This window comes from Mycobacterium sp. UM_Kg27 (assembly GCF_000972905.1).
GTDB lineage: Bacteria > Actinomycetota > Actinomycetes > Mycobacteriales > Mycobacteriaceae > Mycobacterium.
Genome location: NZ_JRMM01000043.1, coordinates 18,015 through 28,647, shown reverse-complemented (window position 1 = coordinate 28,647; position 10,633 = coordinate 18,015). Strand labels below are relative to the sequence as shown.

General features: G+C 66.9%; 10 protein-coding genes and 1 tRNA gene. 6 read left to right on the top strand and 5 right to left on the bottom strand.

The window, feature by feature from the left end:
- Window positions 1-41: 41 nt before the first annotated feature.
- The 3 genes from LI94_RS09295 to LI94_RS09285 all read left to right on the top strand — a co-directional run bounded on the left by LI94_RS09295 (window position 42) and on the right by LI94_RS09285 (window position 4,418).
- Window positions 42-1,100, top strand: a complete 1,059-nt coding sequence (locus LI94_RS09295; protein WP_082105711.1) for a DUF1524 domain-containing protein — start codon at window positions 42-44, stop codon at window positions 1,098-1,100.
- Window positions 1,101-1,227: 127 nt separating this feature from the next.
- Window positions 1,228-3,054: an amidohydrolase gene (locus tag LI94_RS09290; protein ID WP_082105710.1), complete on the top strand. Its 1,827-nt coding sequence runs from the start codon at window positions 1,228-1,230 to the stop codon at window positions 3,052-3,054.
- 287 nt (window positions 3,055-3,341) lie between these two features.
- The gene (locus LI94_RS09285) at window positions 3,342-4,418 is read left to right on the top strand and encodes a MinD/ParA family protein (RefSeq protein WP_231384284.1); all 1,077 of its coding nucleotides are present in this window, start codon (window positions 3,342-3,344) and stop codon (window positions 4,416-4,418) included.
- A gap of 33 nt (window positions 4,419-4,451) precedes the next feature.
- Here LI94_RS09285 and LI94_RS09280 read toward each other — a convergent pair.
- The 5 genes from LI94_RS09280 to LI94_RS09260 form a co-directional block, all read right to left on the bottom strand.
- Window positions 4,452-4,524: transfer RNA gene (locus tag LI94_RS09280), tRNA-Ala, on the bottom strand.
- A 49-nt stretch (window positions 4,525-4,573) separates the two neighbouring features.
- Window positions 4,574-5,695, bottom strand: a complete 1,122-nt coding sequence (glpR, locus tag LI94_RS09275) for a gephyrin-like molybdotransferase receptor GlpR (protein ID WP_024442840.1) — start codon at window positions 5,693-5,695, stop codon at window positions 4,574-4,576.
- 146 nt (window positions 5,696-5,841) lie between these two features.
- Window positions 5,842-6,504: a GNAT family protein gene (locus LI94_RS09270; RefSeq protein WP_024442841.1), complete on the bottom strand. Its 663-nt coding sequence runs from the start codon at window positions 6,502-6,504 to the stop codon at window positions 5,842-5,844.
- A gap of 10 nt (window positions 6,505-6,514) precedes the next feature.
- The gene (gene glp / locus LI94_RS09265) at window positions 6,515-7,792 is read right to left on the bottom strand and encodes a gephyrin-like molybdotransferase Glp (protein WP_024442842.1); all 1,278 of its coding nucleotides are present in this window, start codon (window positions 7,790-7,792) and stop codon (window positions 6,515-6,517) included.
- Window positions 7,793-7,843: 51 nt separating this feature from the next.
- Window positions 7,844-8,755: a UTP--glucose-1-phosphate uridylyltransferase gene (locus LI94_RS09260; protein WP_024442843.1), complete on the bottom strand. Its 912-nt coding sequence runs from the start codon at window positions 8,753-8,755 to the stop codon at window positions 7,844-7,846.
- Window positions 8,756-8,831: 76 nt separating this feature from the next.
- Between LI94_RS09260 and LI94_RS09255 the strand changes: the two genes are divergently transcribed.
- From LI94_RS09255 to LI94_RS09245, 3 genes are all read left to right on the top strand, one after another.
- The gene (locus LI94_RS09255; RefSeq protein ID WP_231384291.1) at window positions 8,832-9,428 is read left to right on the top strand and encodes a 5-formyltetrahydrofolate cyclo-ligase; all 597 of its coding nucleotides are present in this window, start codon (window positions 8,832-8,834) and stop codon (window positions 9,426-9,428) included.
- A 108-nt stretch (window positions 9,429-9,536) separates the two neighbouring features.
- Window positions 9,537-9,914: an FmdB family zinc ribbon protein gene (locus LI94_RS09250; protein WP_024442845.1), complete on the top strand. Its 378-nt coding sequence runs from the start codon at window positions 9,537-9,539 to the stop codon at window positions 9,912-9,914.
- Window positions 9,915-9,980: 66 nt separating this feature from the next.
- Entirely contained in the window at window positions 9,981-10,631 is a 651-nt protein-coding gene (locus tag LI94_RS09245) for an SAF domain-containing protein (RefSeq protein ID WP_024442846.1), read from the top strand.
- The last annotated feature ends 2 nt before the right edge of the window (window positions 10,632-10,633 follow it).

Genomic DNA, 10,633 nt, shown 5'->3' with positions numbered 1-10,633 from the left:
CAAATCGCCTAGCGTTCAACATGACTCGTTGATCGCAACGCGTGAACCACGCCAGATCCGAAGTCCACCAATCAGCGGGACGCTATCGCTCGAACGGTGTCGCGCTGCCCCTAAGCCGCCGAAGAGTTCTTCTGATCATCTCGATCTGTGCGATCGTCTGCGTGGTCGTCTTGGTTGCCATTGCCCTCGTAACAAGCCGGGATACACCGTCCAAGAAGTCCACCCTGACCTCGAACTATCCCAGTTCGTCGCAGTCCCCGCAGAGGAAGCTGGGCGCCCTACCCGTCAAGGGCCGTGCCCCGAAGACCGGCTACGACCGAGCGCTGTTCGGATCCCCCTGGTCTGACGATGTCACCGTGGAGGGCGGCCACAACGGTTGCGACACCCGCAACGACATCCTGCGACGCGACCTCAGCGGCGCAGGCTTCCAACCGGGCAATTCCTGCGTCGTTCTCTCGGGCATCCTGAACGACCCCTACACCGGCCAAGCCGTCCGCTACGAGCACGAGCCCGAAGCGTGGAGCCCCATCCAGATCGACCACATCGTGCCGCTTCTCGATGCCTGGCAGAAGGGCGCCCAAGGCTGGGACGAATTGACCCGCAGGAACTTCGCCAACGACCCCATCAACCTGCAAGCCACCACCGCGTCGGTGAATCAGGAGAAGGGTTCCGGAGACGCCGCCACCTGGCTACCAAGCAACAAGTCTTATCGCTGCAGCTACGCGGCGCGCATCGTCGATGTGAAAACCAGATACGGGCTATGGATCACCGCCGACGAACACGAGACCTTGGCGTTTCTCCTCAACGACTGCGAACCCGGCGAAGGCACCAATGCGCTACCACCTGTGCTGACGAGTGGCAGGGCCACGCCGTCACATTCGGCTCCGCCGACTCGGGCGCCGAGACCATCCCCGCCCCGCGCACCACGCCCATCCCCAGCTCCCCCCTGCTATCGAAACGTCAACGGCGACTGCATCCCTCGGCCAGGAGGTTCGCCGGCCGGAGCCAACGCACTCTGCCGAGACGGCACCTATTCCTTCTCGAGCCATCGTCCGGGTTCCTGCGCGCGCCACGGCGGCGTCGCCGAATGGCTGGACTAGCGCGGCAGCGCTCCCCCATGACTGCGACCACGCGACGTTGCGGCGTAGAGCGCTCCGCTCGACGCAATCGAACAGTAGCCTTCATCTCGACCGGCACCGTCGCTCTACGAGGAGTCGAACAAACCGCATGTGTACTGCGTGTGAGTGGGAGCCCCATCTGGCCCAGTACGGCCTCCAGACAACTCATCGGACTGTGGCGCGGGCTTCCGGGGCGATGGTGGCCGAAGGGACGACCAGCTTGTCTTCGACGGCGACGGCGACTCCGGCTCCTGCCTTCTCCGGAGCCTCATCTCCGAGAGCCACGGCCGGTCCAGCGGACTTCGTCTTCCACAATGGCCGGGTCTACACCGTCTCCGATGCCGATCCGTGGGCGGAAGCCATTGCAGTCAAAGGCAACACGATCAGCTACGTAGGCGATGAGGCAGGTGCGTTGGCGCTCGCCGGGCTGGACACCGAGGTGATCGACCTTGGCGGCCAGTTGCTGATGCCGGGTTTCGTCGAAGGCCACATCCATCCCTTCCTCGGGGCATTTCTGAGTCACGGAGTCGACCTCCAACTGCCTACCGGAGCGGATGCCCTCGATGCCATCGCCGAATACGCCAGAGCCAATCGGGACGGCCCCGTTCGCGGCTTCGGTTGGCGGGTAGACATGTTCGGCCCGGAGGGGCCGACCCGGCACGAACTCGACAGAATCTTGCCCGACCGCCCGGGATTCTTCTTCGCGATCGATGGCCACAGCATGTGGGCCAACAGCAAGGCTCTCGAGATAGCCGGGATCAACCGCGACACCAAAGACCCGGTTCCGGGATTCAGCTATTACGTTCGCGACGACACGGGCCAGCCCACCGGATACGTCCTCGAGACCGATGCCGTGCTGAGCCTCGTCAACGCCATCGAGCCGATCAGCCCCGAGGGCATGCAACGACTGCTGGAGGGCTGGCTTTCCAAGGCCTCCGAGGCCGGCATCACCTCGGTCTTCGATGCCGGTGTGCCACCCGTCGGCGGTGACCAGGGCGATATCATCGCGCTGTATACAAACCTCGAAAACGAGGGGCGGCTGCCGTTCCGCGTGGTCGCCTCCTACCTGGTCAAATCGCCTCCGGTGGGCGATGTCGTACGGAAATTCAATGCTTTGCGCGATCGAGTCTCTTCGGAACTCGTCCAAGTCAACGTCGTCAAGGTGATCGGCGACGGTACCCAGGGCGGCTACACGGCCTGGCTCATCGACCCCTATGCCGACAAGCCGGATTGCACGGGCTCGTCCCCGTTCACCGAAAAGCAGTGGCGACAGGTCATCCGCGATGTCGATGCAGCCGGTTTCGATGTCCACGTGCACGCCTGCGGCGAGCGGGCAACCCGCACCGCCCTGGATTCGATCGGTGACGCGATCGCCACCAACCCGCCTCGCGATCGCCGGCACTCTGTCGCGCATTTGGTCTATGTCCAGGACCCGGACAGCGAGCGTTTCGGTGCGATGGGTGTCATCGCCCAGTTCTCCGCCAACTGGATGTCGGCCGATCCCGACACCGTCACGAATATGGCGGCGCGCTATGGGCTACCGCGCCAAGACCTCATGTATCGCATCCAGGACGTGCTGAAGTCCGGCGGCCGAGTTTCGCTAGGTACGGACTGGCCCGCGGCTGGCTATTTCTCGACGTACAAGCCGCTGGATTCGATCCAGATCGCCGTCACGCGACAGCTCGTGGGCACGCCAGATGCGCAAGTGCTGGCACCCGCCGACCAAGTGCTATCGAGCGCTGAGGCCGTACACGCCAACACGATGGGTGCTGCCTACCAACTCCGTCTCGACGACAAAGTCGGCTCAGTGGAAGTCGGAAAGCTCGCCGATCTGATCGTGCTGGACAAGAACATCTTGGAAATCGATCCGCACGAGATCCACACCGCCGAAGTCACCTTGACGATGATGAACGGCCAAATTCGCCACCGGGCGTAGCAGAAACAAGAAAGCCCCAAAACTAAATGGGGCTTTATCCAGTGGACCTAAGAGGACAACTATCGAACCCCGCGCCCGCCCTGCTGCGCGTGCTCGAACGCGAGAAGGACAAGGGTACTGCGGATTCTGCGGCCTTCTCCGCCGACGCGGCCGGCCGAAACAGCTCTAAAACTCCGGGGCAGTCACCGTAGCGGTAAGCCGCAGGACTGTAACGGCCGGCAAACGGTTTCGCATTACTGTCCCGAATCATCGATAGGCACTCGACCGCCCGTGCTACTAATGGCGCCGTGACCGACCTGCACCGATCGTCACCGTCGCGGCCCGAGTGGAGCACTCCCCGCATGGAGCGCGGTTCGCATCGGCGGCCGAATCAGGCCGGTGCCCACCGGATCGGAAACGAGGCGGGCCGCCGTCCCCGTCGGTATTACCCGATCTCCGAAATCCTGCATATTCCGGATGCGCCCGCGCCGCGGAAGCCCGCACCGGCCTCCGGCTGGCGCAAACTGGTTTACGCGGCCTCCTTCCACGGCATCAACGCGGGGGAATCGCGAATTGAACAGCATTACCGTGTCCTTCGAGACCAGATCCGTCAGCGCATGCACAAACACCTGGTCATCGGCGTGGTCTCCGGTAAAGGCGGGGTCGGTAAGACCACGCTGACCACATGTATCGGCGGAATCTTCCGGGAATGCCGTTCCGACAACGTGGTGGCGATCGACGCCGCACCGGGCTTCGGGACATTGGCCGACCGGATCGATAGCGACGCACCTGACGGCTACACCGAGATCATCACCAAGAGTCCTATTGCGGGCTACACCGATATCCGAGAACATCTCGGCCACAACAACGTCGGTTTGGATGTGCTGTCGGGAAATCAGACATCCGATCAGCCTCGTCCACTGGTGCCGTCGATGCTGAACGAGGCGTTGGCCCGCCTGCGCCGTACGCACCAGATCGTCCTGATCGACACATCTGACAATCTGGACCATCCGGTGATGAAGACGGTATTCAACTCCTGCGACGCTTTGATCTTTGTGTGCGGGCTGACCGGCGATACCTCCCTGCCGGTCGCCCGTTCCATCGATCTGCTGCGCTCCATGGACTACGACGAGCTGTTGGCACGTTCGATGGTCATCCTCAACGACAGCCGGAACCACGCCACTGCGAATGCGCGACGCTACCTCACCGACCTGTTCACCGAAGCCGAGATCCCCGCCGAATACATGCCATACGATCCGCACCTTGCCCGCGGCGGAATCATCGACACCCAGAATGAGCTTCGTCCCCAGAGCCGGCTACGCCTGTTCGAAATCGCGGCGACACTGGCGGAAAAACATGGGCGCAAATCCGATCCGCTGAACTGACCGGGCGCGACGCCCTGATCTGCACAAACTCTGTGGAGCTAAGGGGAATCGAACCCCTGACCTTCTCGATGCGAACGAGACGCGCTACCAACTGCGCTATAGCCCCTGACCGCTAGGAGATTACCAGCCCCTAGCCGGTGCCCTGAAACCGAGACCTATTGACCGGATGCGCGTGCCAGGTCGCCGCGCCAGCCGTACCGTTCGGCGCTGGAGGTGTATTCCAGGTGCTCGAACACCGGGTCCTCGTCGTCGATCTCCAGCACCGCCACACCCGGACGGCGCAGCCGTGACGGCACCACCTCGAACGCGTCGGTGTGCAGACTTTCGCGCTGCGTACGCGGCCGCTCGGAACGCCGTGCGCGGCGCGCCCGCACCTGCTGCTCGATTCGCGTCTGACGGCGCAGGTAGGCCAGATAGAGCACCGTCGCACCCGCGGCGCCGCCACAGATCCACCAGGCGGTGGGCGCCACGGTGAAGGCGGTGAGCGCCGAGAGCACCAAGACGACCGCCAGCGACATCAACACCCGCTTGCGGAACTCGTACTTTCGCGCGCTGACCGCCGCAGCGGTGTCGATACGAGGCCGGCGACCGCGGGCCGACAGACCCGCCGCGCCCGCCCTGGTGGACTCCGCCGCAGGCTCCAGGCCGGAGCTGTCCTCGACGTATTCGTACTCGTAGCCGTCGGCTTCACCCTCGGCAGCCGGCTCCCCGTCGGCCTCCTCCTCGGCCTCGGCTTCCGCCTTGGCCGCCAGGGCCTCGGCCGCCAGGGCGGCCTCCTCCGCAGCGCGAGCTTCCGCCTCAGCGGCGGCCTCGGCTTCGGCCTGGGCGCGCGCCTCCGCCTCCACCTCGGCGGCCAGACCCGCGTCCGACAGCGGCAATTCGTCGGAGTCGTCGGCGACGACGTCCACGTCCAAGTAGTCGAGTTCAGCCTGCTCGCCGACCTGCGGCTCGGCGGCGACGAACACCGCCGCCGCGGCGACGAACACCCGCGAACCACCCTCGGCGGGTTCGGCCCCGGACTCGTCGACATCATCGATGTCGGTGTCCTCGAGGTCGTCGGCGCTGTGCTGCCAGTCGGGGTCGCTGCGGTGGCCGGTTGCCGGGCCGCCGCGCTTGAGCAGCCGGGCACTGGAACCACTGGTCAAGACCCGGGTCGCCAGGGCGACGTCGCTGGTACGACGCACCGCGTCACGCTTGCTGACCAGCATCGGCACCAGTACGAACAGCCAGAGGACGACCAGTGAGATCCAGAGCAATGATTGCGGGATGCTGGGCATGGTTGGCCTGCTCCTTTCCGAGCCAAGGCTAGGTGTGAGAGCCACACGACCTCGGATGACGCGCCGAACCAATTACACAGTTGTAATTTACTCGCTGACCTCGTCAGTCACAACTACCACACGGGTAACATTCGCCCGAATATTCGTCAGACCCGGGAGGCCCGGCCGGACTGGATCAGCGCCGAGGTCACCGATCCGGCGACCTCCTCCGTCGTCATCGCCACCAGTAGGTGGTCACGCCACCCGCCGTCGACGTCCAGGTAGCGCTGCAACAGCCCTTCCTGACGAAAGCCGACCTTGGCCAACACCGCCCGGCTGGCCGCGTTCTCCGGCCGGACGGTGGCCTCCACCCGGTGCAGCCGTACCGGCCCGAAGCAGTGGTCCAACCCGAGGGCCACCGCCCCGGTGGCCACTCCTCCCCCGGCCACCGCGCTGGACACCCAATAGCCGATCCAGGCCGAGCGCAGCGCCCCGTGGGCGATGTTGCCCACCGTCAGCTGACCGCAGAATCGGCCGTCGAGCTCGATCACGTACGGCAGCATCCGCCCATAGCGGGCCTCGGTCCGCAGGCTCGAACACAGCGGCGGCCAGGAGGCACTACCGTGCCGGGTCACCCAGTCCACCTCCACGCTGGGCTCCCACTGCTCCAGGTAGGCGCGGTCGGCCAGCCGGATCCGGCTCCACGCCACGCCGTCCCGCATCCGCACCGGCCGCAGCCGGATCACCCCTGCCGGCACCCGCAGGGGCCCCAGCACACTCGGCCAGCCGGGATGCTCAACGGCTTTGAACGGCCACAGATTGACCAACATGGACCCGGGTTCAGCCCCGCTGCGCCAGGAAGGCGACATCCACCAACTCGCCGGCGGCGATCTGCTCGACCTCCTCGGGAACCACGACCAGGCAGTTCGCCTCGGCCAACGTGGCCAACAAGTGCGACGCAGTGCCGCCACCCGCCCCCAGCACCTGCACCAGGTACTCGCCGGTGTCTTCGTCGCGCATCAGCTGGCCGCGTAAGAATCCCTTCCGTCCGGGCATCGAAGCGATCGGCCCGAGGGTGCGCGCCTGCACCATCCGGCGCATTGGCTCACGCTTGCCCAGCGACAGCCGGATCAACGGGCGAATCATCACCTCGAACACCACTAGCGCGCTCACCGGGTTGGTGGGCAACAGAAACGTCGGCACACCCTCGGGGCCGAGCTGGCCGAACCCCTGCACCGAACCGGGGTGCATCGCGATCCGGGCGACCTCCATGTCACCGAGATCGGACAGCGCCGCGCGCACCTCATCGGCCGCAGCGCCCCCGACCCCACCGGCGATCACCACCACCTCGGCGCGATTGAGCTGTCCCTCGACGACCTCGCGCAGCTTCTTGGGGTCATGGCTGACGATGCCCACCCGGTTGACCTCAGCGCCCGCGTCACGACCGGCCGCGGCCAGCGCGTAGGAGTCGACGTCGTAGACCTGCCCGTTGCCGGGCGTGCGATTGACGTCGACCAGTTCGCCGCCCACCGCCATGACCGAGACGCGGGGGCGCGGGTGGACCAGTACGCGATCGCGCCCGACAGCGGCCAGCAGCCCCACCTGAGCCGCCCCGACCACCGTGCCGGCGCGCACCGCCACATCGCCGGGTTGCACGTCATCGCCGACCCGGCGCACATAGTCGCCCGGGCGGACGCCCCGCAACACCCGCACGCGGGAGTTCCCACCGTCGGTCCAGCGCAGCGGAAGCACCGCATCGGCCAGCGTGGGCATCGGCGCCCCGGTCTGAATCCGGGTGGCCAACTTGGGTTGCAGCCGAGTGGGCGTGCGGGCGCCGGCTTCGATGACACCCAACACCGGCAGGGTGACGACGGTATCGGCGGCATCATCGCGTCCGGCCCCAGCAGAGCTCTCGCCGATCGCGTCGGCACCCAGGACATCAACGCTGCGCACCGCGTAACCGTCGATGGCGGCCTGGTCGAAGGCGGGCATCGGCCGCTCGGCGACCACTTCCTCCGCACACATCAAGCCCTGCGCCTCGGCGATCGCCACCCGGACCGGGCGGGGCGCTACCGCGGCAGCCGAAACCCGGGCCTGCTGCTCCTCAACCGAACGCACGGTGTGCCTTTCTCCGTTGCAGCCTCGGTCCGATTCTCCGCAGACGTCAGCTCAGTTCTCCGCCAAGCCCAGCCGCGCCACCAACCACCGGCGCAGATCTGGACCGTAGTCATCGCGGTCCAAGGCAAAGTCAACCGCAGCTTTGAGGTAGCCGCCCGGATTTCCCAGGTCGTGTCGCGACCCCCGGTGCACCACGACGTGTACGGGATGGCCCTCGGCGATCATCAGCGCGATGGCGTCGGTGAGTTGCACCTCGCCGCCGGCCCCGCGGTCGATGCGCCGCAACGCGTCGAACACGGCCCGGTCCAGCACGTAGCGGCCCGCCGCGGCATACATCGACGGTGCGTCTTGCGCCTTGGGCTTCTCGACCATCCCCTTGACTCGCATCACGTCCGGGTTGTCACCGTCGGGCAGCGGCTCGACGTCGAAGACGCCGTAGGCGCTGACCTCCTCGGGGCTGACCTCGATCGCGCACAGCACGGTGCCGCCCCGGCGGGCACGCACCGCCGACATGGTCTCCAACACCCCGGTGGGCAGCACCAGGTCGTCGGGCAGCAGGACCGCCACGGCATCCTCGTCGTCGGACAAGGTGGGCTCGACACAGCTGATGGCATGCCCCAGACCCAGCGGCTCGGCCTGCACCACCGACTCGACTTTGATCAACTGCGGGGCCCGGCGCACCTTGGCCAGCATCGCCTTCTTACCGCGAGCCTCCAGCGTGCCTTCCAGCACCAGGTCTTCGACGAAGTGCGCCACCACGCCGTCCTTGCCTTCGGAGGTGATGATCACCAACCGCTCGGCACCGGCCTCGGCCGCCTCAGCGGCGACCAACTCGATGCCGGGGGTGTCGACGACCGGCAACAGTTCTTTGGGCACGGTCTTGGTAGCGGGCAGGAAACGGGTGCCCAAACCTGCCGCGGGCACAATGGCGGTGCGCGGAATCGGGACCTTCGGCGTGGGCATTGCTCACACGATAACCGCAATCCACTTCGCCTCTTCGGCTGGCGGTGGGCGAGCCGTTCCTGACAGTCTGGTTGCCGTGACCGACGACGCGGTGGTGGCCGCCAAGTCCGCGTTGCGGGCGCGGCTGCTCGCCGACCGACGCGCGGTAACCCCCGCTGTGCACGAGGCCGAGGCCGCGGCGCTGGCCGAGCACCTGGAGCGCCTCGCGGGCGAGGCCACCACGGTCTGCGCCTATGCGCCGGTGGGCAGCGAGCCGGGCTCGACCGCGATGCTCGCGGGCTTGGCCCGTCGCGGCGCGCGCGTGTTGTTACCGGTGGTGCGCACCGAGGACGACGGCACCCCGATGGCGCTGCTGTGGGGCGAATACCGGCCCGAGCATCTCACCACCGCCCGGTTCGGACTGCTCGAACCACCGGAACCCTGGCTGGCCGCTGACGCGCTGGCCGAGGCGGACCTGATCGTGGTTCCGGCGGTAGCCGTCGACCGCCGGGGCGCGCGGCTGGGGCGCGGCGCCGGGTTCTACGACCGCTCGCTGCGGTGGCGCAGGCCGCAGGTTCCGCTGGTCGCGGTGGTTCGCGACGCGGAGCTTCTCGATGAACTGCCCGCGGAGCCCCACGACGTGCCGATGACCCACGCCGTGACGCCCGGGCTCGGTGTGGTGGCGCTGGGCTGACGTCGAGGTGGCCTGAGCACGAGTCCTGGAATGAGGAAGGCCACATGGTGGTTCTAGCACTTAGCACGGTAGAGTGCTAAGCCGATTGTTCGATCCACGGAGGTTCACGTGCCCACCTACAGCTATGCCTGCACCGAGTGCAGCAACCGCTTCGACGTGGTCCAGGCCTTCACCGACGACGCGCTGACCACCTGCGAGGAGTGCAACGGCCGGCTGCGCAAGATCTTCGGCAAGGTCGGCGTGGTCTTCAAGGGCAGCGGCTTCTACCGCAACGACAGCCGCGAAGCGGGTAAGTCGGGGAAGTCAACGTCCAACGGTTCCAGCAACGGCAGCAGCTCGGCCAGCTCTTCGGCCTCCAGCGACTCGGGCAGCAGTTCGGGCGAGAGCAGCACCAAATCGACCGACAGCGGCTCCACGTCCGGCGACAGCGCCAAGGCCAGCGCCTCCTCGTCGGCGTCTGCGAAGCCCGCGACCGCCTCGGCGTAGTTCGTTATCCACAGCCCGGCGCCCCGGCCGGCGATCCGTTGTGGGCCGGCCGCCTAGCGTGGCGCCATGGGCGACTCGCTCAACCCCACACTTGCCAGCCGGATCTCGCTGGCACTGCGTCCGGACTGGACTCGCACCGTGCGCGCCCGGCGAATCACCGCCGGCGCTCTGGTGGTGTTGGCCGGCGTCACGGCGATGCGCTCCAACCCGCAGGGTGAACAGCTCGACGTCGTAGTGGCACGCCGCGACATCGCGCCGGGCACCGCCTTGACCATCGACGACCTTTCCCTCGAAAGCCGTTCGGCTCGAACGGTTCCCGACGGTGCTGCCACTGATGTGGCCGAGGCGGCAAAGATGACGCCAGCCGGTCCGGTCCGCCGCGGCGAGATACTCACCGATGTACGCATGCTGGGCCGCCGGCTCACCGAGGCGGCCGCCGGACCCGATGCCCGCATCGTGGGGGTGCATCCGGCCGACGCCGCGCTGATCGATCTGGTGCGCCCCGGCGACGTGGTCGACGTCGTGACGGCCGCCCCCGAGGATGTCGCCGGCCCGCCAGGTGCCGCTCGGGTGCTCGCCAGCGGCGGGATCGTGGTCTCGGTGTCGGGCAAGCACAATCAGGATGACCGGGTGGTACTGGTGGCGTTGCCGGCCACCGCGGCGGTGGCGGTGGCCGGCGCCACGCTCGGTCAGGCTGTCACGCTCACCCTGCGCTGATC

Coding starts and splice junctions, on each gene's coding strand:
- LI94_RS09270 (WP_024442841.1), bottom strand. CDS start 6,504: ATGTTGGTCAATCTGTGGCCGTTCAAAGCCGTTGAGCATCCCGGCTGG.
- LI94_RS09290 (WP_082105710.1), top strand. CDS start 1,228: ATGTGTACTGCGTGTGAGTGGGAGCCCCATCTGGCCCAGTACGGCCTC.
- glpR (WP_024442840.1), bottom strand. CDS start 5,695: ATGCCCAGCATCCCGCAATCATTGCTCTGGATCTCACTGGTCGTCCTC.
- LI94_RS09245 (WP_024442846.1), top strand. CDS start 9,981: ATGGGCGACTCGCTCAACCCCACACTTGCCAGCCGGATCTCGCTGGCA.
- LI94_RS09260 (WP_024442843.1), bottom strand. CDS start 8,755: ATGCCCACGCCGAAGGTCCCGATTCCGCGCACCGCCATTGTGCCCGCG.